Below are 22,652 nucleotides of genomic sequence, written 5' to 3' on the forward strand. Positions count from 1 at the left end.
CCATGGCTGAACCGGCCGACTCCACTTCGTTGTCTGTATCCCTGTCCTTGCCCGAGGATTTCCGTCGGGAGGACTTCATGGCTTTCCACCGCCGCGACGCTCAGGAGCTATCCGAGCGGGTGACGGCGGACGGTTTGCGCAAGGGCTTGCTGTGGCGCGGCGCGCCGGCCTGCCTTGGCATGGATTTCGCCGCGGACACGGTGCGGGTAGGCCTGGATGCGGATACGCCGCCGCGGGTCGGCGACGAGGCCGTGTTGATAAGCATGGCGCGCCGCATGCTAGGGCTGGAACAGCCGGTGGCGGATTTCGAGCGCGCGCATCGCGGCCATCCCCAACTGGCGGGGCTGCTCGCCGCGCGTCCCGGTTTGCGCGTGCCGCAGACCACCACCCCGTTTGAGGCGCTGGTTTGGGCGGTCACGGGCCAGCAGATCAGCGTGCATGCCGCGATTTCGCTGCGGCGCAGGCTGATGCAGTTGGTCGGCAACCGTCACAGCGGCGGCCTGCTATGCCACCCGTCGCCGCAGCAGGTGGTGGAACTGGAGCCGGATCAACTGGGGCTGGCCGGCTTCTCTCGCGCCAAAACCCGAACCTTGCTGGAACTGAGCCGGCAGACGGCAGACGGCGGCCTGCCCTTGCAAGACTGGCTGGACGACGGCGCGCCGGAGGAAATCGCCGCGCGGCTGCTGGCCTTGCCCGGCATCGGCCCGTGGACGGTCAGCTACGCGCTGTTGCGCGGCTATGGCTGGCTGGACGGTTCGCTGCACGGGGACGTGGCGGTGCGGCGCGGCCTGCAGCGCTTGCTGGAACGGGCCGAGGCGGTGTCTCCGCGCGAGACCGAGCAGTGGCTGCAAGGCTTCGCGCCGTGGCGCGCGCTGGTGGGGGCGCATTTATGGGCGATGCAGACGGCGGCCGCTTATTGAGCCTGTACTACCGATTTCCGCCGTGAGGGCTTGGCGCTGGCCGCGACGTTTGACTATGCCTAAATAGAACAAGAGGCCGTGCGGCGTCCGGAGAACCGGTCCGCCGCCAATATAGCCACGCGAGGTGCGGGATGGGGAGGCAATCCGATATCGGACTGGTATTGTCGGGCGGCGGCGCGCGCGCGGCTTACCAAGTGGGGGTGTTGCTGGGAATCTCCCGGCTGCTGCCGGATGCGCGCGTCAACCCCTTTCCCATCATCTGCGGCACGTCGGCCGGGGCGATCAACGCGGTGGCGCTGGCCTCCGGCGCCGGCAATTTCAACCTGGCGGTATCCACGCTGGCGCAGATGTGGAAACAGCTACACATTCAGGATGTCTACGACGCCAGTTCCGGTTATTTTCTGAAGACCTTTTTGCATTTCGGCCTGTCGGTGATGTCCGGCGGCCGTCTGTGGCGCAACCCCAAAAGCTTTCTCGACAACGCCCCGCTGCGTGAACTGCTGACCAAGGTCATGGTGTTCGAGGGCATAGACCATTCTGTTCGCCACGGTGCGCTCAAGGCGCTGGCGCTGACGGCCTCGTGTTACACCACTGGGATGTCGGTCACCTTTTTCCAGGGCGCGGACAGCTTGGAGGAGTGGGAGCGCTATCAGCGGCTGGGCATGCGCGAGCGCATCAATATCGAGCACATGATGGCCACCTCGGCCATTCCCTTGATTTTCCCCTCGGTGTGCATAGGGGAGAAGTTTTACTGCGACGGCGCGGTGCGTCAGTTGTCGCCCTTGTCGCCGGCCTTGCACCTGGGGGCGGAAAAGCTGTTCGTGGTTGGCTTGGCCAGCAAGCGGCCGGACACCATAGAACGCCGCCACAGCGGTTTTTATCCGTCGCCGGCGCAGATTTTCGGCCATCTGCTCAACAGCGTGTTCATCGACAGCATGTCGGTGGACATGGAGCGGCTGACCCGGGTCAACCATACCGTGTCGCTGTTGCAAAGCCACGAAGAGTTGGCGCGCCAGACTCAGTTGCGCAAAGTGGATATCTTCATGCTCAACCCCAGCAAATCGCTGGAGGGCATCGCCTACAAGCACACCCGGCTGTTCCCGCCCTTGCTGCGCTTCCTGATGAAGGGCACCGGGGCCACCCGTCACCGGGGCACCGCCTTGGCCACGTATTTGCTGTTTGAGCCGGGCTATACCCGCGAGTTGATCGCCTTGGGCTATAAGGATGCCTTGCATCAGAAAGAGGCTATCCGCCGTTTCCTGGAACTTTAAGCCCCGGCGCGGTTCTGAATCCTCCATGTTGTATGGCACAATCATGCGCCATGACGTTTTACCGCCAAACATTGAGGAAGATATGGGCTTGAGCAACCGACAAGGTTTTCTGCTGATCGCCGCCGCCTGCGCCGGCGCGATGGGTTTCGCACTATTCGCGCAGTACCAGTTGGGCCTGGAGCCTTGCCCGCTGTGCATTTTCCAGCGCATCGGCGTGATCGCCGCCGGCGTCGTCGCCTTGTTGGCGGCTTTGGTCAACCCCGGCCGTTGCGGCGTCAGGGCCTGGGGCGGATTGACGATTCTGGCCGCTTTGGGCGGCCTGTCGGTGTCGCTACGCCAACTGTGGCTGCAACACTTGCCGGCAGACCAGGTCCCGGCCTGCGGTCCCGGCCTGGAGTTCCTGATGGAGTCCTCGCCGTTGATGGAAGTGATTTCCAAGGTCTTGAAGGGCAGCGGCGAGTGCGCCACCGTGGACTGGACCTTTCTGGGAATGGCGATGCCGTTCTGGGTAGCGGTGTTCTTCGTTGGCGTGATTGGCTTCGCCGGCTGGCTGCTGGCGCGCAAGTCGGCCTGATAGAGCATTGTCGTGCAGTGCAGGCCGCCTTGGGCGGCCTTTTTCTTGGGGCCATGATCTTATTGCATGCTTAAGATGTAAATAATAATGCCATCATCGGAAATCGCGCGGCCGGCAGACGCGCGTGTGCTTTTATCGCCACAGCCGGAATTTATTTAAGTTGTTGATTTTAAATGGACGTGTGGTCCTCCGGTCTTGGGAAGGGGGCCGGCGACCACCGCCAATCTCTTTGTAGCGCCCGCTGCGGCAGCTTAGGGGCGCGCGCCGCGACCGGCGAGCGCACTACAAGGGGGTAAGGAGATGAAACGCAGCTATCTGGCGGTTGCCGCGGCGGGCATGGGCTTGGGCATGGGCGCTTGGGCGGAGGAGGCCGTCACGCTGGAGCGGGTGACGGTGACCGGCTCCAATATCAAGCGCATCGGCAAGGAAAAGGCCCTGGCGGTGGAGGTGATCAAGAAAGAGGATATCGACAAGACCGGCGCGTCCACCGTGATCCAGTTGCTGGACCGGCTGCCGTCGGTGGGCAGCTTGCTGGCTGGCACCAACTCCGGCAGCTTCGCCGCCGGCGCGGCCACAGCCGGTTTGCGCGGCATGAGCTCCAAGTATGTGCTGGTATTGCTGAACGGCCGTCGCTTGCCCAATTACGCGATGTTCATTAGCGGTACCGACGCCTTCGTCGATCTGAATACCCTGCCGCTGTCGGTGATTGAGTCGGTGGAGATTCTGCGGGACGGCGCATCGGCCATTTACGGCTCCGACGCGGTGGCTGGCGTGATCAACTTCAAAACCCGGCGCAATTTCCGGGGCGCCGAGGCGACGCTGCGCGGCGGCGGCAATCTGGATGGAGACGGCATTGAGCAGGGGCTGAACTTGAGTGGCGGCTTCGGCGATTTGGAGCGGGACGGCCAGAACCTGCTGCTGTCTTTCGACGTTTATCATCGCGAGCCGGTGTTCAGCCGCAACCACGACGCCACCCGCAGCAACGATTACCGTTTTCAGGGCGGGCCGGATCTGCGCAGCGGCGCGCAATGGGGGTATTGGAACGACCGCACGCCGAACGCCGATAGAAGCAACGCGCTGGCCAAGCCCTTGCCCGGTTGCCCGCCGTGGCGGCAGAGCACCCGGCCCAGCGGCGCGAAGTTGTGCGTGTCCGATGTCGATGAGCTGGGCACGCAGCTGTCCCCGCGGACCAGCCGCTACGGCTTGATGGCCAATTACACCAAGCGCTTGAGCGGCGACGCCGAGTTCTTCGCCGAGCTGGGCGTGAACCGTAGCCAGACGCCGCTGGATGGCGGCTATTCCTTTGTCCAGACCATCGTCAGGCCAAGTTGGGCGATTTATCCGCGGGACGGCGGCCTGGCATCGGTATATCCGGACTTCAAACCCACCGACAATTTGCAGATCACCCGCAATCTGTCGGAGAACGGCCGACGGCTCAACGAGGTTACCAGCGACACGTATCGCGCGGTGCTGGGCGGGCGCGCCTTGTGGCGCGACTGGGATCTGGAGAGCTCGCTGAACTTGGGTTTGAACAAGGTGGAGGCGAGGCAGAGCAATGTGGTGCTCAGCGACGACTTTCTCGCCATGCTGCAGAACGGCGTCGACGGGCAGCCGCTTTACAACCCGTTCTCGCAGCACAACGACGCCGCCGCGCTGCGACCGTATCTGACCACCATCGCCAATATGTCCTCGTCGCGTTTGTCGGCGTTCGAATTCAAGGCCAGCAACGACGAATGGTTCAGGCTGCCGGCCGGCCCCGTCGGCTTCGCCGCCGGTCTGCAGTGGTCGCATGAATCGATAGACGCGCAGCCGGACCCGCTGCTGCAAACCGGCAAGATCATGAATTTCGCCGTACAGCAGAGCCTGCGGGCCAGCCGTTCGGTGCTGTCCGCTTTCAGCGAAGTCAATTTGCCGGTGTTGAAGAATCTGGAGGTTCAACTGGCGGTGCGCGCCGATCGCTACAACGATTTCTGCGACACCTTCAACCCCAAACTGGCTTTTTCCTTCCGTCCCTGGGAGCCGGCGATGCTGCGCGGCTCCGTCACCACCGGTTTCAAGGCGCCGACGCTGCCTCAGTTGTACGCATCGCGCCAGGCCTACACTTCGGTGTACGACTACGCGCAGTGCGCCGACCGCGGCATCGCCCGCGAACGCTGCGGCCTGGCCAGTAATCAGCTGCGCAGCGGCGGCAACCCGGGGCTGAATCCGGAGGAGTCGCGGAACTACGCGCTGGGCCTGGTGCTGCAGCCGACTCCGGCGCTGTCGGCCACCGTGGATTGGTACCGGATCGAGGTGTCCAACACCGTGCAGTCGCTGGATCCGCAATACGTGCTGGACAATCCGGACCGTTTTCCCGGTTTTGTGGTGCGCAAGCCCGCCGATCTTCCCGGCGTGAGGGGCGATATCGACTACATTTCCGCGCCGTACATGAATATCGGCAAGACCCGGACTTCCGGTCTCGACATCGATGTGCAGTACGACTGGTCGCTGGGCGTTTACGGCAAGCTCAAGTTCCGCAACGCGCAAAGCCGCATCTTCAGTTACCAGGAATCGCAGACCGAGACCGATCCGATGCTGGAGTACGCCGACTACGGCGCGCAGCCGCGTTGGAAAAACGTCTTCGAAGTGAGTTACAACCGGGGCGGCTATTCTTTGGGGCTGACGGCGCGCAGCTACGCCTCCTTCAAGAATTTGTATTCCCAGCTGTATCGCAATGCCGGGGACGTGAAGGAGAGGGTGGGATCCTACACCGCGCTGGATCTCAATTTCGGCTTGAAGCCGAGCAAGGGCTTCAGCGTCAGCGGCGGCATCCGCAATCTGGGCAACCGGATGCCCAGCTACGCCACCGGCGCCGGCTTCAGCGGCGGGGCGGCCGCTTATTCCGGTCCCGCCACCGACTTATGGGGAAGGATGTTGTACCTGTCCGGCCGTTACGCGTTCTAGGAAGGCGGGTAGGCGGAGGCATTGCGAGGCGAGGCCGGCGGGGCGCGGGCCGGGATCAGCGCTGGTGCTGCGGCGTCAAGGTATCGGGGGCGGGGCTGACCGCGTTGCGGCCGGAGCGTTTGGCGATGTAGAGCGCGCTGTCGGCGTCTTCATAGAAAGTGCGGCCGTTGTCGTCCGTTTCCGGCACCCGGGCGGCGACGCCTATGCTGCAGGTGACTTTGCGCAGGGGGCTCTTCAAATGAGGCAGCTCCAGTTCTTCCAGTTGTGCGCGGAAGCCTTCCGCCGCGGCTACCGCCTGGTCCTGGCCGCATTCTTCCAGCAGCACGCCGAACTCTTCTCCGCCCAGCCGCGCCACGATGTGGCGACGGGTGCTGAAGTAGGCGTTCAGCTCTTGCGCCAGCCTTTGCAGGATCAGATCGCCGGCGTAATGGCCGTAGTGATCGTTGTAACCTTTGAAGTTGTCCACATCCAGGATCAAGAGCGCCAGCGTTTTGCCGGCGGCGCGGTGCTTGTCCAGCGTCGGCGCCAGGATCTCGTCGAAGTGTCGGCGGTTGTAAAGCCCGGTGAGGCCGTCTGTGTTGGCCTGCAACAAAAGCTTGGATTGCCGCGACACGAAGCGGACGCTGCCGGCCAGCCACAACAGGATGGCAGTGGTGACGCCGCTCCAGAAAACCGAAGCCAGCGTCAGCAGCAAGACGCTGAGCACCAGCACGCCACAGGAGGCCAGCAGATAGGCCGGCAGAATGCCTTGGCGGTGTTTGTAGCGGCAGAGCAGCAAGTCCAGCAACAAGATGGCCAGCGCGTTGATGACGGCCTTCCATCCCAGCGGCAGCGGCACCGGGGTGTTGTCCTGTTGCAGCCCGTAGAGCAGGAAGGCGTTGATTTCCACGCCGGGCATGCCGCGGTTGTTGGCCGACAGCGGCGTGGCGTGGATGTCGCCCAGGCCGGTGGCGGTGGCGCCCACCAGGACGATCTTGCCGGCAAAGAAGGACGGAGGCAGCTGATTGAGCGCGTCGATGTAGGATACCTGCTGGAACGGCGTTGGGCCGGACAGATAGGGCACCATCACCGGGTCTTCGCGCAGCCAGCTGCCGGGTTTGCCATGCGGCATCGCCATTTTCTGCTGCTCGGACTGACGCTGGCCATTGGCCAAGTCCAGCACCGCCTGCGCGAAATTGGGGTGGTGGGGAGAGCCCAGGCCTGCTTTCAGATAGACGCGGCGTATCACGCCGTCGCTGTCCAGCTCGTAGTCGGTGTGGCCCAGGCCGGCGCTGGCCGCGGCGATGCCGGGCAAGGGGCGGGTCTCGGTCAGACGGTTGTCCTGCATTTCCGGAAACACCGGACTGATGACTTTGCCGTTGCGGCGGATGGCGTCGGCCAGCGCTTGATCCGATTCCGGCATATTGTGCGAGGGCTCGGCCAACACAATGTCCAGGCCCACGGCCTTGGCCTGCGCCAGCTTGTCCACCAACTGGGCGTGATACTCGCGCGGCCAGGGCCAGCGGCCCAGTTCCGACAAGCTGCGCTCGTCCACCGCGATGACGACGATGTCGCTGGTCTGGGTATGGTTGGACTTGATCCGTATCAGTCCGTCGTACAGCCAGAAGTCCAGCCGCAGCAATAGGCCGGAGAGAGTCAGCAGGGCCGCGAGCAGGGCCAGCAAAAAAGGCAACAAGCGCAGAATCTTGTCGCGATAGTAAGTTAGCATGTTGCCATTCTAGGGAAGTTTTCCGGGAAGAGTGAGCATTTCTTGCTCTTCCGTCGCCAAGTAGCCGTGCTCTCCTTCTATCTTGACGCTTGCCTTGTATTGTCCGGCTGGCAAGGCTTCCAGCGCCTTTAGCTCCCATTGTGGCCTGTCGCTGCTCAGCGAGAACGGCTGCGCGTTGGCGGCCTGGGCAGCGGTGAGCGTCAGCGTGTAGCGCGCGTGCGCAATGGGATAGGGGCGGGCCGCCAGCACCGGGGTGGTTTTGTCCAGACGGCTGAGCCAGCCCTTGGACTCCACTTTTTGCGCGGCGGAGAAAGGGCCCGGTTGGCCTTGCGCGTCCAGCCGCGCCAGCCTCCAGTACCAGATGCCGGACTCCGGCAATTCGGCTTTGAACTCGGCCTCGGTCACGGTCTGTTCCAGCAGCGGCTGGGCGAAATCCGGCTGGCGCGAAATCTGCAGCCGCAGCGGTCGTTCCGCGCTGGCATCTACCCGCAAAGGCAGGGATTTGCCGCGCAGCTGGATGCCGTCCGCGTGCGTGAATAACAGCGGTGGCAGCGGGTAGGCTTGCAGCTTGAAGCTGCGCGTGCTGTCGTAGCCTTCCAGGCCGGAGCGGTTCTTGGCGCGGACGTGCAGCACGTAATCGCCGTTGCCCGGCAGGCGTGGATAGTAGCGCGGCGCCTGCAGCTGGCGCTCGGCCAGGCGCTTCTTGCCGCTCAGCGTCACGCGGTAGGAGGCGGCGCGCTCGTCGCGCTGCCACTCCAGCGGCGGCGGGTTGAATTGGTTGTTGTCCGCCACGGTGGACAGGTCCGGCGGAGGCGGCAATTCCTCGGGCTTGCTAGGTCCGCTTTTGCGGCTGGACAGGGTGCCGAAGCCGGCCGGCACGTCCACCTTGCGGCGGCGGCCCTTGACCTCTACGCTTCCTTTGAGCACTTCCGCCAAAGTGTCTTCGCCGCCGGAGGCGTTGACGCGGAATTCTGTGCCGCGCACGGTGGTGACCGCCGAGGGGGTGCGGATCTCGTAGCGGCTGGGCATCAAGATGTTGGGAATCACCGAATTGCCGGTGCTGCCGTTGTTCAGCTTGATCTGAGACTGGATTGCCCCGGTGCTGGGATAGTAGACCTGAGTTTGCAGGCTTAAGTCCGTGTTGGCGTTGATTACCAGCGAAGAGCCGTCGACGAAGCGCAGTTTGATCATGGCGTCGTTTCCGGTCGTGAAACGGGTGCCTTTGGGGTATTTTTTTCCCACCGCCAGATCCAGCGGCTTGCCCTTGGCGTCGGTCGCGGTGGGCTCTCCGGACATTTCTTCCAGCGTGGCGTCGGATTGCGCTTGCTTGATCCAGGGGTAGGGGACCCGCAAGATGCTGCCGGGGATCAGCCGATAAGGATTGGCGATGCGATTTCTGGCTTGCAGCTTCGGCACATAAGCGGGAGACGACAAATGCTCGGCCGCCAGCGACCACAGATTATCGCCGTTTTTGACCGTATATTCCCAGATGGCCTTGTCGGCGGGGTCGCCTGCCAGGGCCAGCGTGCTGGCGAAGCAGCCAGTCGCCAGGATTAAATTGCGCATAGTTGAATCTCTTTATATGGAATGCAGAAAGTCAACCAAAAGTATCACCGTAGCCTAGACGCATTGCAAGCTGATAAGCAATAGAATGGTAGTTGTTTGTCCTAAATTGGGAGATAAGCGAATGCTAGTTTGAAATATGCGACGCAAAATGCAAAAAAGCAGCCTAAAGGCTGCTTCTTTGCAATGCTTGGCGGAGTGGACGGGACTCGAACCCGCGACCCCCGGCGTGACAGGCCGGTATTCTAACCAACTGAACTACCACTCCAGCAATTGGTGGGCGGTACTGGACTCGAACCAGCGACCCCTGCCGTGTGAAGGCAGTGCTCTACCAACTGAGACTAACCGCCCGAAACTGTTGCACCGCACCACCTGCGGGTGCGCTTTTAATACTGTTGGCGGAGTGGACGGGACTCGAACCCGCGACCCCCGGCGTGACAGGCCGGTATTCTAACCAACTGAACTACCACTCCAACCGTAAAACTTTGGTGGGCGTTGACGGAGTCGAACCGCCGACATTCTGCTTGTAAGGCAGACGCTCTACCAACTGAGCTAAACGCCCGAATCCGGGTACTGCTTCAATACTGTTGGCGGAGTGGACGGGACTCGAACCCGCGACCCCCGGCGTGACAGGCCGGTATTCTAACCAACTGAACTACCACTCCAACCGTAAACTTTGGTGGGCGTTGACGGAGTCGAACCGCCGACATTCTGCTTGTAAGGCAGACGCTCTACCAACTGAGCTAAACGCCCTGAATCCTTTTCGCTGCTGCGTTTGCGTTTCAGCGAGGAGGCGAATTAAAACACAGGGTTTAAGCTTGCGCAAGTGGTCTGTCGGCAAATTTTTGCAAGCAACGGCAATTTCGAATAAAAGCTCCAAAATTTAATGTTTTTGTCAGACAGAAAGGTGACGCCGACTTTGCCGCTAAGGTATCATGCCGCCATTAGCTATTTATCGGATGACGTTAAGAATGAAGCCGACCTTTCTCGATTTTGAGCAGCCTATTGCCGAGCTCGAGAACAAAATAGAAGAACTTCGCTATGTCCAGGACGATTCTGTGCTGGACATCTCCGAGGAGATCGCGCGCTTGCAGAAGAAGAGCCAGGACTTGACCAAGACGCTCTACGCCAAGCTCACGCCGTCTCAAATCGCCATGGTGGCGCGCCATCCGCAGCGCCCTTACGCGCTCGACTATATAGAGAGTATTTTCACCGACTTCGAAGAGCTGCACGGCGACCGCTCGTTTGCCGACGACGCCGCCATTGTGGGCGGCCTGGCTCGTTTCAACGGTCAGTCGGTGATGGTCATCGGTCAGCAGAAGGGCCGGGACACCAAGGAAAAGATCCGCCGCAATTTCGGCATGCCGCATCCGGAAGGCTATCGCAAGGCCCTGCGCCTGATGAAGCTGGCCGAGAAGTTCGGCATCCCGGTGGTCACCTTGGTGGACACCACCGGCGCATGGCCCGGCATCGGCGCGGAAGAACGCGGCCAATCCGAAGCCATTGGCCGCAATCTCTATGAAATGACCCGCTTGCGCGTGCCTGTCATCGTCACGGTGATAGGCGAGGGCGGTTCGGGCGGCGCTTTGGCCATCGCGGTGGGCGATTGCGTCAATATGCTGCAATACGCTACTTACTCGGTGATTTCGCCGGAAGGCTGCGCCTCCATCTTGTGGAAGACCGCCGAGCGCGCGTCCGACGCCGCGGAAGCCCTGGGCATCACCGCGCCGCGCTTGAAAACCCTGGGCTTGATCGACCGCGTGGTCAATGAGCCGGTGGGCGGAGCGCATCGCGATCACGCTCAGATGATGGCGACGCTGAAGCGCGTGCTGCAGGAAGAGTTGAAAGACTTGACCGGCAAGCCGATCGACGAGTTGCTGAAAACCCGTTTCGACAGATTGATGAGTTATGGCCGCTTCAAGGAAGCCGCAGCCTGACCCGCTCGAATCTCTGTTAAGCCATTGGCCGGACGAATTGTCCGGCCAATGTGCTTTTGAGGTGGGCTTGAGCGGCGGCCTGGATTCGGTGGCGCTGCTGGCGCTGCTGTGCCGCGCGCGCGAGCGCCGTCCGGAGCTGGAGATCCGCGCGGTGCATGTGCACCACGGGCTGAGCCCGAACGCCGACGCCTGGGCCGAGCACTGCCGCGCCTTGTGCGCGTCGCTGGGCGCGCCTTTGCGGGTGGAGCGGGTAAGCTTGATCTTGAACGGCGGCGACAGCCTGGAAGCGGTGGCCCGCGAGGCGCGCTACCAGGCGTATCGGCGCTCCGCCGCCGGCGTGGTGGTCTTGGCGCATCATCTGGATGATCAGGCGGAAACCGTGCTGCTGCAATTGCTGCGCGGCGGCGGCGCGCGCGCCTTGGCGGCGATGCCAGCCTTACGCAAGCTGGACGCGGAGGGCCCCTGGTTGTGGCGGCCCTTGCTGGGCTTGCGCAGGCGGCAGCTGGAGGACTTTGTCCAGGCTCAGGGCCTGAGCTGGGTGGAGGACGAGAGCAATCAGGACGAGCGTTGGCGGCGCAATTTGCTGCGCCAGCGCTTGCTGCCGCAACTGGAGGCGGCGCTGCCGGATTATCGCCGGCATCTGACGCGATCGGCCGGCTTGCTGGCGGACGCCGCCGCGGTGTTGGACGAGGTGGCGGCGCAGGATCTGGCCGCTTGCCGGCGCGAAGGCGGCCTGGACCTGACTCGCTGGCGCGGCTTGTCCGCTGCCAGGCAACGCCAGACGCTGCTGGCCTGGTTGCGCGGCCTGGCCTGGCCGGCGCCGGAGCCGGATGCGCTAGCGGAGTTTCAGCGCCAGGCGCTGGAGGCCGGCGCCGCCAGTTGTCCGCGGCTAAGTCTAGCGCGGGGCTTGTTGTACCGTTACCGCGACGGCTTGTTCGCCTTGCCGGCGCTGCCGGCGCCGGCGGCCATGGCGCTTGGACCGGTGGACCCGGCGACGGAGCGCGTGGCGACGGAGTGGGGCGGGGCGTTGAGTTGGGATTGGCGGCCGCGCGGCCTGCCGGCGGATACACTGGCGCGAGGCTTGATTCTGCGGTCGCGCGAGGGCGGCGAGCGCTTGGCGTCAGGGGTGGGGCGCAAGCCTGTGAAGAGTTTTTTGCAGGAGGCGGGCATTGCGCCGCCCTTGCGCGAGCGCTGGCCGCTGCTGTGCGACGCCGACGGGCGTCTGCTGGCACTGCCCGGCGTGGCGGTGGATTCCGAACAGGCCTCCGAGCCGGGCTGGTGGCCGCAGTGGCGGCCGCTGCCGACGGAGCCGCGCTGATGTGAAAACGCCTGCCAATCCGGCAGGCGTTTTTATTGGGCGGCGCTCAGCGGCAGGCTGACGATGCCCTCATCGTCCAGCCGCAGATAGCCGCCCTGGTCGCCATGCCAATCCTGAATCACCCAACGCTCGGATTCGCCGTGTTGGTGGGCCGCGGGGCGGTGGGTGTGGCCGTGGATCAGCGTCGGCCAGTCGTGGGCGGCCAGCAGCGCTTCGACGGCGTCGGTGGCGACGTCCGAAATCTCGCTCAGCCCGTTTTGCCGCTTGGCCATTTCGCTTTGCTGACGCGCTTGGCGCGCGATCGCGTGGCGCTCCGCCAGCGGCCGAGCCAGCATCGCTTGCTGCCACTGAGGGTTGCGGCTGACGGCCCGAAACTGCTGGTAGGCGGTGTCGCCGGTGCATAGCGCGTCGCCGTGGCTGAGCAGGCAGCGGCGGCCATGGGCTTCAATCAGCGTCGGGTCGGACAGCAGCCGCGCGCCGCTGCGTTGACAGAATCCCTCGCCCAGCAGGAAGTCGCGGTTGCCGTGCATCACGTACAGCGGCGTGGCGGTGGCGAAGGCGCGCATCGCGGCTAGCGGCGTTTCCAAGAACGGCGAATCGTCGTCGTCGCCCACCCAGTATTCGAACAGATCGCCCAGGATGTAGAGCGCGTCGATCCGGCCTTGCCAGGCTTGCAGCGTGTCCAGAAACAAACGGTTCAGCGCCGGAGTGTCGTCCGCCAGGTGCAGATCGGAAATGAAGTGAATGGCCATGTCGCGTGCGGATGAGTTGAAGCCCGGCCGGACGGCCGGGCTGGGAGCGCGCCGCGCGTTGCGCGGCGTCGGCGAATCAAATGATTTCGGCTTTCTCGATCACCACGGCTTCCGCCGGCACGTCCTGATACGGGCCGCTGCGACCGGTGCGCACCGCCTTGATGCTGTCCACTACGTCCTGGCCTTCCACTACCTGGCCAAACACGGCGTAGCCCCAGCCTTGGGCGCTTTCCGATTTGAAATCCAGGAAGTCGTTGTCGGACACATTGATGAAGAACTGGGCGGATGCCGAGTGCGGGTCCATGGTGCGGGCCATGGCCACGGTGTAGGCCTTGTTGGCCAGGCCGTTATTGGCTTCGTTCTCGATCGGCGCGTTGGTCGGCTTTTGCGACATGTCGGCGGTGAAGCCGCCGCCCTGGATCATGAAGCCGTTGATCACGCGGTGGAAGATGGTGCCGTCGTAATGGCCGCTCTTTACGTACTCTTCAAAGTTGGCGGCGGTTTTCGGGGCCTTGTCGGCGAACAGTTCCAGCACGATGGCGCCGAAGTTGGTGGTCAGTTTGATCATGGTGTTTCCTTGATGACGGGCGGGCCGCCGCGCGGCCAGCCGGTATGAAAGAGGTTGTAGAGAAGCTTAAGGCTTGATGGTGACTTTCTGGATCACAATGGGCTCGAACGGCACGTCGCCCATGCCGTTCATGCTGCCGGTGCGGGTCTTGGCGATGCGGTTGACCACGTCCATGCCGCGGGTCACTTTGCCGAACACCGCATAGCCGGCGCCCTGGGGCGTCGGGGATTTATAGTCGAGGAAGTCGTTGTTGGCCACATTGATGAAGAACTGGGCAGTGGCGGAATTCGGGTCCGCGGTGCGGGCCATGGCGATGGTGCCGATGCTGTTCTTCAGCCCGTTGCTCGCCTCGTTGGCGATGGCGGCGCGGGTGGGTTTCTGGCTCAGCTTGGTGTCGAAGCCGCCGCCCTGGATCATGAAGCCGTCGATCACGCGGTGGAACACGGTGCCGTTGTAGTGGCCGGCCTTGGCGTAGGCGACGAAGTTTTCCACGGTTTTGGGGGCTTTGGCCGAGTCCAGAGCAATCTCGATATTGCCCTTGTTCGTGGTCATTTCCACTGTCGGCGAGGCCAGGGCCACGGCGGGCAGCGCGCTCAACGCCAGCATGCTCAGCATTCGTTTCATGGTTGCTTTATTCAACAGGGTTATGAGGAGCCGCCAATATTAGCACAGCCTTTTGATTCAGCGCATGGCGCGGTCTGCTTATGCTTTTGGCCTAAGGCGGACTTCTTGTTTTTTTAAAAAATAGTATTTAGACTCCACTCCCTAAAAATTGTGTGATCGCTATCTATTTGGGTGGCATATTTTCGCACGCAAGCTCGGTTTCCAATAACAAAGGCGGCAGCAGCCGCCGGGGTAGATATAAAAAAATGAAAGCATTCGCACCTTCCTCCGTTCGCCTTATTCCCGCGCTGGTGGCCGGCCTTCTGGCCGCCGCGCCGTTGGCTCACGCCGCCGGTTTCCAATTGTCCGAGCAGAGCGTGGCAGGCCTGGGCCGCGCCCACGCCGGCGCCGGCATGGTGGGCGACGACCTGTCCGCCGTATTCTATAACCCGGCCGGCATGACCTTGATTGAAGGCACTCAGGTACAGGGCGGTTTCACTTACGCCGAAATCGACGCGCCGTTTGAAGGCAAGGGCGGCTTCCCGGGCGCGCGCCAAGGCAGCGACAACGGCCGTGCCAAGGCCGAGGTGATCCCCAACGCCTATCTGGTGCATCAGTTGAACGACCGCGCCCGCCTGGGCCTGGGCATCACCGTGCCCTTCGGCCTCGGCGCCAGTTATGACGACAACTGGGTAGGCCGCAACCACGGCATTTCCAGTTCCATCATGACCGTGGACTTCAACCCGTCCTTCGCTTACAAGCTGGACGACAAGTGGAGCTTCGGCGCCGGCGTGTCGGCTCAATACGCCAAGGCTGATTTGAAACAAGGGGCCTTTTTGCCTGGCGCTACTGGCGAGATCGATGCTGACAGCTGGGCCTATGGCTACAACCTGGGCCTGATGTATGCGTTCAATCAGGACAACCGCGTTGGCCTGTCCTATCGCTCCAAGCTGCACCATAAGGCGCGCGGCGACTATACCGCGAGCGGTTTCAATCGCCTCGGTATTCCGGGCATGTCCAATTTGGACGGGGTGCATGCCGGCGGCGCCGACGTCACCACGCCGGAATCGCTGCTGCTGTCCGGTTTTAGCCGTCTGAACAGTAAATGGGCCTTGAGCGCCACCGCGCGCTGGACCAACTGGAGCCGCTTCGACCAACTGGTGATCAAGGGCAACCCGAAAGCCGAGACCGTCATCAACAACCACTGGAAAGCCAGCTGGCTGTTCTCGGTGGGCGCCGATTACAACTTCAACGAGCAACTGACGCTGCGCAGCGGCGTGGGTTATGAAACCAGCCCGGTGCGCGACGCCAGCTACCGCAATCCGCTGATTCCGGACACCGACCGCGTCTGGCTGAGCCTGGGTGCCAGCTACAAGGCCAGCAAGCAGCTGACCGTGGACGCCGGCTACACTTATTTGATGGGCGTGGGCGACCGCGACATCAACCATACCGCAGTGAGTCCATTTGGTAACGGCGACACGCTGCAAGGCTCTTACAGCTCCATCCGCGGCCACCTGCTGGGCGTGCAGATGCAGTACAAGTTCTAATTCAAGAAAGCATGGCTTTCGTGCCGCCGCCGGCTTCGCCCGCGGCGGTTTTTTCATGTCCGGGGGTGCGGTTTGTCCGGCGGCAGGCTAGAGTAGGGCGCTGTGTTTCACTGAGCGTCCATTCCCATGTCCGTTGTCCCCTCCCCATGGCTGCGGCTGAGCCCGCTGGCCGGCCTGTTGCCCTATCTGCGTCCGTACCGGCTGCGCGCCTGGCTGGCCTTGCTGGCCCTGATCGTGGCCGCCGCCGCCACCCTGTTGCTGCCGGTGGCGTTTCGCTTTCTGATCGACCACGGTTTCAGCCAGCGCGCGGCGGCGGACATCAACCGCTATTTCCTCGGCCTCTTCGGCGTGGCGACGGTATTGGCGCTGGCCACCGCGCTGCGCTTTTATTGCGTGTCCTGGCTGGGCGAACGCGTCACCGCCGACATCCGTCGAGCGGTGTACCAACATGTGATCCGGGTTAGCCCGGAATACTTTGAAGTTACCCAGACCGGCGAGGTGCTGTCCCGGCTGACCACCGACACCACCCTGGTGCAGACGGTGATCGGCACCAGCCTGTCCATGGGCCTGCGCAACGCGCTGCTGATGCTGGGCGGCCTGGCCATGTTGATGGCCACCAGCCCCAGCCTGACCGCCTACATTCTGGTGACGCTCATGCTGGTGGTCTTGCCCATCGTGATCTTCGGCCGAAGGGTGCGGACCTTGTCCCGCTCCAGTCAGGACCGCATCGCGGATTCCAGCGCCATCGCCGGCGAAACCCTGAACGCGATTCCGACGGTGCAGGCCTTTAATCAGCAGTCGCGGGAAAGCCGGCGTTTCGGCGAGTCCGTGGAAACCAGCTTCGACGCCGCGCTGGCGCGCATCCGCGCGCGCTCCTGGCTGACGGTGGCGGTGATCCTGCTGATCTTCGGCGCCATCGTTTTTGTTCTGTGGCTGGGCGCGCACGCGGTGCTGGAGGGAACGATGAGCGCCGGCCAGCTGGGGCAATTCATTCTGTACGCGGTGGTCACCGCCGGGGCCATCGGCGCGTTGGCGGAAGTGTGGGGAGATGTGCAGCGGGCGGCCGGTGCCACCGAGCGGCTGATGGAGTTGCTGTGCCTGCATTCGCCGGTGACGGAGCCGGCCGCGCCGCGGGCTCTGCCGGCCGGGCCCGCCGGCCTGGAGCTGTGCTATGTCGATTTCGCCTACCCGTCCCGCCCCGGCCAGCCCTCGCTCAGCGGCGTCAGGCTGAGCGTGCGTCCCGGCGAGCACGTGGCGCTGGTGGGACCGTCCGGCGCGGGCAAGTCCACCTTGTTCCAGCTCTTGCTGCGTTTTTACGATCCGCAGCAAGGCCAATTGCTATTGGGCGGCGTGGACGTGCGCGAGCTGTCCTTCGCCGATTTGCGCGGCCATGTGGGCGTGGTGTTGCAGGATTCGGTGATTTTCGGCGCCAGCGCCTTGGAGAACATCCGCTACGGCAAGCCCGAGGCTAGCGACGAAGAGGTGCGAGCCGCGGCCCGCGCCGCCGCCGCGGACGACTTCATCGAAAAGCTGCCGCAGGGCTACGACACTTATCTGGGCGAACGCGGCGTGCGCTTGTCCGGCGGCCAGCGCCAGCGCATCGCCATCGCCCGCGCCATTCTGAAGAATCCGCCTTTGCTGCTGCTGGACGAAGCCACCAGCGCCTTGGACGCCGAATCGGAGCAACTGGTGCAGCAGGCGCTGGAACGCGCCGCGCAAAACCGAACCACCCTGGTGATCGCCCATCGGTTGGCTACGGTCAAGCAGGCGGACCGCATCGTGGTGCTGGACCAGGGCCGCATCGTGGCCGAGGGCAACCATCAGAGCCTGTTGGCCGACTCGCCCTTGTACGCGCGGCTGGCGGCCTTGCAGTTTGCCGCGGGCGATGTTTGAGAACCTGTTTGACGCCTGCCGCACTTGATGGAGGGCGGCACGACGAGTACGACTTAGAACCTGTTCAAAGTCTACTGCGCTTCAGCGATACCGCGTTGGAAACGACTTCAGAATGCTCATGTACCACCTGTACATTCCGCTTCTTCAGCCGTTTCCGTCTTGTCTCGCCCTTGCTCGCGAGACTTTGAACAGGCTCTTAGAAGCGCTCATGCGCACAAATGGCGGAACGCATCCGCGTTCCCGCTAGCGGGCATCGCGGCTGGCGGTGGTACACTGCCGGCCTCGCGATCGAATCAAAAGGATGGCCATCTTGTCTGCCCACGCTCCGGAAGCCCAAGCCGCGCTCGACCCCACGCCGTTGCTGGCGCAAATATTGGCCGCTCACGGCTTGCCCTGTCAGGAGGCCAAGGGCTGGTTGCTGCCGCATGGCCAGTTGCCGGCCATAGGCGCCCATTGGACGCCGGGCGAGAACAACGGCCGGCTGGATGTCCACGTGCTGTTGGACAACGATATCCGCATGATGGAAAGCTTCGCCGGCCTGGGCGCGGGCCGGGAAGGGCTGAACGACGCGCTGGAAAATTTCAGCGCCAATGTGCTGCACGTGCTGTTGGCCGGCCTATGGGGCATCGCCGACGAGGCCCAGGTCACCGAGCGGCGCTGGGAAATCGCCGGCCGCGACTATATGGCCTATATCGGCAATTTCGGCCTGCGCGGCGGAGCCGAACGGCTGGAACAGTCTTTGTTCGAGGCGCTGTTCCGCCAGGCGGCCACTGCGCTGCGCGCGGAAACGCTGGGGGGCGACGCGCATTGGACCCGGCTGTTCTTCTGCAATCTGAACGGCGAGTTCGTCTCCGAGGCGCTGCTGGACAATCAGCGCTGGGAAGCGGGTTTGAGCCTGTTGGACGCGCTGCCGTGGCCGACGGCGCAGGGTTATTACAGTCTGCGCCATTTCATGCTGCTGCGCGCGGTGTGAGGCGGCTGCGCTCTTGCTGGCGCGATCGTAAACCGGTCCTTCAGGCGCGGTAGCCGTCCGGGTCTATGCCGTGCTTGGCGAACTTGTTGTACAGCGTCTTGCGCGGAATGCCCAGCAGCTCCGCCGCCTGCATCACCTGGCCTTGGGTGCTCAGCAGCGCCTGTTCGATCAACTGTTTCTCGTAGGCGTCCACTCTCGCGTCCAGCGCGCTGGGCGCATAGGCCGCCGCTTCGCCGTCGTCCGGCGCCACGCCCAGTACATAGCGCTCCGCCGCGTTGCGCAGCTCGCGCACATTGCCCGGCCAAGTCTGCGCCTGCAGGCGCCCCAATAAGGCCGGCGGCGTGTCCGGCGCCGGGCGGTCGAAGCGCGCCGCCGCTTGCTCCACAAACCACTGGAACAGATCCGGAATGTCTTCTCGCCGCTCGCGCAGCGGCGGCAGCCGCAGCGACACCACGTTGAGCCGGTAGTACAGGTCCTCGCGGAAGCGCCGCTCCCGGCTGGCCAGGGCCAGATCGTCCTTGGTGGCGGCCACCACCCGGCAATCCACCGGCACCAGGCTGTTGGAGCCCAGCCTTTCCACTACCCGCTGTTGCAGCACCCGCAAGAGTTTGGCTTGCAGGGCCAGCGGCATGCCTTCGATTTCGTCGAGGAAGAGGGTGCCGCCGCTGGCGTACTCTATCTTGCCGATGCGGCGCTTGAGCGCGCCGGTGAAGGCTCCGGCCTCGTGGCCGAAAATCTCGCTCTCGAAAATGGATTCCGGCAGGCCGGCGCAGTTCAGCGGCACGAAATGACGCTCGCGGCGACGGCTCCAGGCGTGCAGCGCCTGCGCCACCATTTCCTTGCCGGTGCCGGTTTCGCCGTGGATCAGCACGTCGGCGTCGGTGTCGGCGACATTGGCCAGCGTTTCGCGCAGCGCCTGCATGGCCGGGCTGCGGCCTATCAACACCGGCCCGTTGCTGCGCGCCAGGCTGGCGCGCAGTTCGCGGTTTTCCAGCGTTAGCCGGCGCTTGTCCAGCGCGCGTTGCACCGTTTCGATCAGCCGGCCCGGCGCATAGGGTTTTTCGATGAAGTCGTAGGCGCCGGCGCGGGTGGCCGCCACCGCCATCGCGATGTCGCCGTGGCCGGTGACCAGGATCACCGGCAGCTCCCGGTCCTGGTTCAGCGCCTGTTCCATCAGCTCCAGGCCGCTGAGGCCGGGCAGGCGCACATCGCTGAGCAGGACGGCGCGCTCGTCGCGCCTCAGCGCGGTCAGCGCGCTTTCGGCATCGGCGTAGGCCTGCACCGGCAGGCCGGCCAATTCCAGCGATTGCAGCGTGGCCATGCGCACGGCCGGGTCGTCTTCAACGTAGATCACGCCCGCGCGGACGTTGGGGGAGGGTTTCATGAGGCGGACTCGCAAGGCCAGTTGATGATGAAGCGGGCGCCGCCGTCCGGGTGGTTGCAGGCTTCGATGCGGCCGCCGGACTGTTCGACGATCTCCTGCACGATGGCCAGCCCCAGCCCCAGGCCCTGGCCGCGCGGCTTGGTGCTGTAGAAGGGTTCGAACAGATGCGGCAGATCGGCGTCGGCGATGCCGGGGCCGTGGTCGCGCAGGCGGAATTCCAGCATGCCCGCCTTGTGCAGCAGGCTGATTTCCAGCCGGCCTTGCCCTTGCGGCCGCATCGCGTCTATGGCGTTGCCCAGCAGATTGGTGAACACCTGCTCCAGGCCGATGGCGTCGCAGGCGATGTCGGGACAGCGCGGCGGCAGGTCCAGCTCCAACTCCACCCGGGTCTCGCGCAGCGCCGGCTGCAGCAGGGTAAGCGTGTCGCGCAGCGCGGCGAGGGGATTGGTCTGGCCCAGCGGGCCGCGGTGGCGGCGGGCGAAGGTTTTCAAGTCCCGGGTGATGTGGGCGATGCGCTCCACCAACTGGGAAATCTGGCCCAGATTGTCGCTGGCGGCGTCAGGACGGCCGCGTTGCAGCAGGGTCACCGCGTTGTCGGCGAAGGCGCGCAGCGCCGCCAGCGGTTGGTTGATCTCATGGGCTACCCCGGCCGCCATCTGGCCCAGCGCCGCCAGCTTGCTGGCCTCGGCCAACTGGCCGCGAGTAATGCGCAGGCTGTTTTCGGTCTGGATGCGTTCGCGGATCTCCGCCGACAGCTGGGTGTTGCTCAGCGCCAGGTCGCGGGTTCGCTCCGCCACCTTGCGCTCCAACTGGTCGTGCGCTTGCTGCAAGGCCTGCTGCGCCGCCAGTTGCTCGCGCAACCGGCTCAGCCGCAGCCGCCAGTAGTGCCACAGCGTCAGCAGGCCTAGGCCGCTGGCCAGCAGCGTGCTCATGATGGCCAGCAGGGTGAGGTTGCGGCCGTGCATGTCCACCAGCAAGGTCAGCGTCCAGCCGGTTTGCGGCAGGGTCTGGCGGATTTGAAGGTAGCGGCCGGCCAGCAGCTTGCGCTCGCTGTCCGGCGCCAGCCAGGCCTGCTCGCGCCAGCCCGCGTGCGGTTGCAGCAGCGCGAAGGGATGCAGTTTGGCGCCCAGGTATTGGCGGGTGGCGTCGATCTGGCGGCGCACTGTCGGCGGCAGCGGTTGCCAGGTGGCGAACTTCCAGTCCGGATTGGCGCTGAGAAAGGCCACGCCGTGCTTGTCGCTGACCAGCACCGGCTCGGCGCCCTTGCGCCAGGCTTCCTCCAGCGGCGCCAGGCTGACCTTGACCACCGCAACGCCCACGACGCGGCGGCCGGACAAGACCGGCCAGGACAGGAAATAGCCCGGTTCGCGGCTGGTGCTGCCTATGCCGTAAAAGCTGCCGGACTGGCCGGCCAGCGCTTGTTGGAAATAGGGGCGGAAGGCGTAGCTGTTGCCGACGAAGCTGTATGGCGACATCCAGTTGCTGGACGCCAGCGCGATGCCGTCGACGTTGACGATGAACAGCGCCGAGGTGCGCGACTGCCGGTTCACTTGCTCCAGATAGTGGTTCAGCGCCTCCACCCGCCGCGGGTTGCGCGGGTCCGCCAGCAGGTTGAGGATGTCCTGATTCAGCGCCAGCACATAGGGCAGGTAGCGATACTGCTCCAGCGTGGCGCCGAGGTTGGCGGCGTGCATCTCCGCCCGATGCCGGCCCTCGCGCTCCGCTTCGGTCAACAGCATGCGGCTGGCCAAGACCCAGCCGCCGCCCAGCGCCAAGGCCAGCAAGAAGAGGGAGGGCAGGCTTTTCAGCAGAAAACGCAACGCGCGTGCGAGCATGGCGGCGGATCGGAAATCGGCGATGGCTCAGTCTACCGCAGCTTGCAGTTCCGCGGCTTCATGGCGTGAATGTTCCTCCATCACCAGCCGGGTCAGCTCCCGCTTTAGGTCGTTGAAGCCCGGCGCGCTGGGGTCGCGCGGGCGCGGCAGCTCCACCCGCACGTCGCGCTTGATGGTGCCGGGGCGGTAGGTCATCACCACCACCCGGTCCGCCAGATAGATGGACTCCTCGATGCTGTGGGTGACGAAGATGATGGTCTTGCCGCTCTCCTGCCAGATGCGCAGCAGCTCGTCCTGCAAGGAGCGCCGCGTCAGCGCGTCCAGCGCGCCGAAGGGTTCGTCCATCAGCATCACCGGCGAATCCAGCGCCAACACCCGCGCGATGGCCACCCGCTGGCGCATGCCGCCGGACAGGTCCTTGGGGAAGCGGTGGCGGAAATCGCGCAGGTGCAGCTTGTCCAGCAGCGGCTCCACGGCGGCGCGGATCTCGGCCGGGGAGCGTTTCTGGATTTCCAGGCCAAAGCCGATGTTCTGCTCCACTGTCATCCAAGGGAACAGCGCGTATTCCTGGAACACCATGCCGCGGTCCGGTCCCGGCGCGGCGACGCGTTGGCCGGCCACCAGAATCTCGCCGCCGCTGGGCGGCGCGAAGCCGGCGATGGCGTTGAGCAGCGTGGATTTGCCGCAGCCGGACGGGCCCAGCAGGCAGACGAACTCGCCGGGCTGGATGTCCAGCTGGATGTCGCGCAGGGCGATCACATCGCCGCCCGGCGTCTTGAATACTTTTTGCACCTGTTGCACTTCGATCTGGGCGCTCATGCCTTAATCCTTCCATGTCGCGCAGCAGCGGGAGCCGCTGTTGC

At 64.2% G+C, this 22,652-nt stretch carries 17 protein-coding genes and 6 tRNA genes; 9 read left to right on the forward strand and 14 right to left on the reverse strand.

Going from position 1 to position 22,652, the window contains the following annotated elements:
• Positions 1 to 2 precede the first annotated feature (2 nt).
• The 4 genes from HA052_RS14445 (at position 3) to HA052_RS14460 (ending at position 5,708) form a co-directional block, all read left to right on the forward strand.
• Positions 3 to 920: a DNA-3-methyladenine glycosylase family protein gene (locus tag HA052_RS14445; RefSeq protein ID WP_206118910.1), complete on the forward strand. Its 918-nt coding sequence runs from the start codon at positions 3 to 5 to the stop codon at positions 918 to 920.
• A 131-nt stretch (positions 921 to 1,051) separates the two neighbouring features.
• Positions 1,052 to 2,191: a patatin-like phospholipase family protein gene (locus HA052_RS14450; protein WP_081545109.1), complete on the forward strand. Its 1,140-nt coding sequence runs from the start codon at positions 1,052 to 1,054 to the stop codon at positions 2,189 to 2,191.
• 82 nt (positions 2,192 to 2,273) lie between these two features.
• Positions 2,274 to 2,765, forward strand: a complete 492-nt coding sequence (locus HA052_RS14455) for a disulfide bond formation protein B (RefSeq protein WP_081545110.1) — start codon at positions 2,274 to 2,276, stop codon at positions 2,763 to 2,765.
• Between the two features lie 300 nt (positions 2,766 to 3,065).
• A complete protein-coding gene (locus tag HA052_RS14460; RefSeq protein ID WP_166452406.1) occupies positions 3,066 to 5,708 on the forward strand; it encodes a TonB-dependent receptor plug domain-containing protein in 2,643 nt (880 codons plus the stop codon).
• Positions 5,709 to 5,763: 55 nt separating this feature from the next.
• Here the strand turns inward: HA052_RS14460 and HA052_RS14465 are convergent, their stop codons facing one another.
• From HA052_RS14465 to HA052_RS14500, 8 genes are all read right to left on the reverse strand, one after another.
• Entirely contained in the window at positions 5,764 to 7,416 is a 1,653-nt protein-coding gene (locus HA052_RS14465) for a CHASE2 domain-containing protein (RefSeq protein WP_166452407.1), read from the reverse strand.
• 9 nt (positions 7,417 to 7,425) lie between these two features.
• On the reverse strand, positions 7,426 to 8,982 hold the full coding sequence (locus tag HA052_RS14470) for a FecR family protein (protein WP_166452408.1): 1,557 nt from the start codon (positions 8,980 to 8,982) through the stop codon (positions 7,426 to 7,428).
• A gap of 188 nt (positions 8,983 to 9,170) precedes the next feature.
• Positions 9,171 to 9,247, reverse strand: a tRNA-Asp gene (locus tag HA052_RS14475).
• 6 nt (positions 9,248 to 9,253) lie between these two features.
• A tRNA-Val gene (locus HA052_RS14480) sits at positions 9,254 to 9,330 on the reverse strand.
• A 45-nt stretch (positions 9,331 to 9,375) separates the two neighbouring features.
• A tRNA-Asp gene (locus HA052_RS14485) sits at positions 9,376 to 9,452 on the reverse strand.
• Between the two features lie 13 nt (positions 9,453 to 9,465).
• A tRNA-Val gene (locus tag HA052_RS14490) sits at positions 9,466 to 9,541 on the reverse strand.
• Positions 9,542 to 9,567: 26 nt separating this feature from the next.
• Positions 9,568 to 9,644, reverse strand: a tRNA-Asp gene (locus HA052_RS14495).
• 12 nt (positions 9,645 to 9,656) lie between these two features.
• Positions 9,657 to 9,732 (reverse strand) — tRNA-Val (locus HA052_RS14500).
• Between the two features lie 218 nt (positions 9,733 to 9,950).
• Between HA052_RS14500 and HA052_RS14505 the strand changes: the two genes are divergently transcribed.
• Both HA052_RS14505 and tilS read left to right on the forward strand, forming a co-directional pair.
• A complete protein-coding gene (locus HA052_RS14505; protein WP_166452409.1) occupies positions 9,951 to 10,916 on the forward strand; it encodes an acetyl-CoA carboxylase carboxyltransferase subunit alpha in 966 nt (321 codons plus the stop codon).
• Positions 10,888 to 12,234 carry a tRNA lysidine(34) synthetase TilS gene (tilS, locus tag HA052_RS14510; protein WP_166452410.1) on the forward strand — a complete coding sequence of 449 codons (1,347 nt, stop codon included), beginning with the start codon at positions 10,888 to 10,890 and terminating at the stop codon, positions 12,232 to 12,234. Before HA052_RS14505 ends, tilS begins: the two co-directional genes overlap by 29 nt.
• A 32-nt stretch (positions 12,235 to 12,266) precedes the next feature.
• Here tilS and HA052_RS14515 read toward each other — a convergent pair whose 3' ends face one another.
• From HA052_RS14515 to HA052_RS14525, 3 genes are all read right to left on the reverse strand, one after another.
• Positions 12,267 to 12,986: a UDP-2,3-diacylglucosamine diphosphatase gene (locus tag HA052_RS14515; protein ID WP_166452411.1), complete on the reverse strand. Its 720-nt coding sequence runs from the start codon at positions 12,984 to 12,986 to the stop codon at positions 12,267 to 12,269.
• Between the two features lie 76 nt (positions 12,987 to 13,062).
• Positions 13,063 to 13,554, reverse strand: a complete 492-nt coding sequence (locus HA052_RS14520) for a peptidylprolyl isomerase (protein WP_166452412.1) — start codon at positions 13,552 to 13,554, stop codon at positions 13,063 to 13,065.
• A 66-nt stretch (positions 13,555 to 13,620) separates the two neighbouring features.
• Positions 13,621 to 14,178, reverse strand: coding sequence for a peptidylprolyl isomerase (locus HA052_RS14525; RefSeq protein WP_166452413.1), 558 nt, complete (start codon positions 14,176 to 14,178; stop codon positions 13,621 to 13,623).
• A gap of 245 nt (positions 14,179 to 14,423) precedes the next feature.
• Here HA052_RS14525 and HA052_RS14530 point away from each other — a divergent pair, with 245 nt between their 5' ends.
• From HA052_RS14530 to HA052_RS14540, 3 genes are all read left to right on the forward strand, one after another.
• Positions 14,424 to 15,704 carry an OmpP1/FadL family transporter gene (locus tag HA052_RS14530; protein WP_166452414.1) on the forward strand — a complete coding sequence of 427 codons (1,281 nt, stop codon included), beginning with the start codon at positions 14,424 to 14,426 and terminating at the stop codon, positions 15,702 to 15,704.
• Positions 15,705 to 15,830: 126 nt separating this feature from the next.
• Positions 15,831 to 17,597 (forward strand): ABC transporter transmembrane domain-containing protein, encoded by a 1,767-nt coding sequence (locus tag HA052_RS14535; protein WP_166452415.1) that lies wholly within the window; start codon positions 15,831 to 15,833, stop codon positions 17,595 to 17,597.
• A gap of 310 nt (positions 17,598 to 17,907) precedes the next feature.
• Positions 17,908 to 18,570 carry a DUF6348 family protein gene (locus HA052_RS14540; RefSeq protein WP_166452416.1) on the forward strand — a complete coding sequence of 221 codons (663 nt, stop codon included), beginning with the start codon at positions 17,908 to 17,910 and terminating at the stop codon, positions 18,568 to 18,570.
• Positions 18,571 to 18,610: 40 nt separating this feature from the next.
• On the opposite strand, the gene HA052_RS14545 is transcribed toward HA052_RS14540, so the two are convergent.
• The 3 genes from HA052_RS14545 to HA052_RS14555 are packed head-to-tail and all read right to left on the reverse strand — an operon-like array spanning position 18,611 to position 22,608.
• Positions 18,611 to 19,954, reverse strand: a complete 1,344-nt coding sequence (locus HA052_RS14545) for a sigma-54-dependent transcriptional regulator (protein ID WP_166452417.1) — start codon at positions 19,952 to 19,954, stop codon at positions 18,611 to 18,613.
• Complete coding sequence (locus tag HA052_RS14550; protein WP_166452418.1) at positions 19,951 to 21,789, reverse strand: sensor histidine kinase; 1,839 nt, start codon at positions 21,787 to 21,789, stop codon at positions 19,951 to 19,953. The genes HA052_RS14545 and HA052_RS14550 overlap by 4 nt, the downstream gene beginning before the upstream one ends.
• Positions 21,790 to 21,816: 27 nt before the next feature.
• Positions 21,817 to 22,608, reverse strand: a complete 792-nt coding sequence (locus HA052_RS14555; protein WP_081545119.1) for an ABC transporter ATP-binding protein — start codon at positions 22,606 to 22,608, stop codon at positions 21,817 to 21,819.
• Positions 22,609 to 22,652: the final 44 nt, after the last annotated feature.

The organism is Chromobacterium fluminis, assembly GCF_011602385.1.
Lineage (GTDB): Bacteria > Pseudomonadota > Gammaproteobacteria > Burkholderiales > Chromobacteriaceae > Chromobacterium > Chromobacterium fluminis.

Bases quoted from the DNA above. Each gene is read 5' to 3' on its own strand.
- HA052_RS14445 (WP_206118910.1), top strand. From the start codon at position 3: ATGGCTGAACCGGCCGACTCCACTTCGTTGTCTGTATCCCTGTCCTTG.
- HA052_RS14450 (WP_081545109.1), top strand. From the start codon at position 1,052: ATGGGGAGGCAATCCGATATCGGACTGGTATTGTCGGGCGGCGGCGCG.
- HA052_RS14455 (WP_081545110.1), top strand. From the start codon at position 2,274: ATGGGCTTGAGCAACCGACAAGGTTTTCTGCTGATCGCCGCCGCCTGC.
- HA052_RS14460 (WP_166452406.1), top strand. From the start codon at position 3,066: ATGAAACGCAGCTATCTGGCGGTTGCCGCGGCGGGCATGGGCTTGGGC.
- HA052_RS14465 (WP_166452407.1), bottom strand. From the start codon at position 7,416: ATGCTAACTTACTATCGCGACAAGATTCTGCGCTTGTTGCCTTTTTTG.
- HA052_RS14470 (WP_166452408.1), bottom strand. From the start codon at position 8,982: ATGCGCAATTTAATCCTGGCGACTGGCTGCTTCGCCAGCACGCTGGCC.
- HA052_RS14505 (WP_166452409.1), top strand. From the start codon at position 9,951: ATGAAGCCGACCTTTCTCGATTTTGAGCAGCCTATTGCCGAGCTCGAG.
- tilS (WP_166452410.1), top strand. From the start codon at position 10,888: ATGGCCGCTTCAAGGAAGCCGCAGCCTGACCCGCTCGAATCTCTGTTA.
- HA052_RS14515 (WP_166452411.1), bottom strand. From the start codon at position 12,986: ATGGCCATTCACTTCATTTCCGATCTGCACCTGGCGGACGACACTCCG.
- HA052_RS14520 (WP_166452412.1), bottom strand. From the start codon at position 13,554: ATGATCAAACTGACCACCAACTTCGGCGCCATCGTGCTGGAACTGTTC.
- HA052_RS14525 (WP_166452413.1), bottom strand. From the start codon at position 14,178: ATGAAACGAATGCTGAGCATGCTGGCGTTGAGCGCGCTGCCCGCCGTG.
- HA052_RS14530 (WP_166452414.1), top strand. From the start codon at position 14,424: ATGAAAGCATTCGCACCTTCCTCCGTTCGCCTTATTCCCGCGCTGGTG.
- HA052_RS14535 (WP_166452415.1), top strand. From the start codon at position 15,831: ATGTCCGTTGTCCCCTCCCCATGGCTGCGGCTGAGCCCGCTGGCCGGC.
- HA052_RS14545 (WP_166452417.1), bottom strand. From the start codon at position 19,954: ATGAAACCCTCCCCCAACGTCCGCGCGGGCGTGATCTACGTTGAAGAC.
- HA052_RS14550 (WP_166452418.1), bottom strand. From the start codon at position 21,789: ATGCTCGCACGCGCGTTGCGTTTTCTGCTGAAAAGCCTGCCCTCCCTC.
- HA052_RS14555 (WP_081545119.1), bottom strand. From the start codon at position 22,608: ATGAGCGCCCAGATCGAAGTGCAACAGGTGCAAAAAGTATTCAAGACG.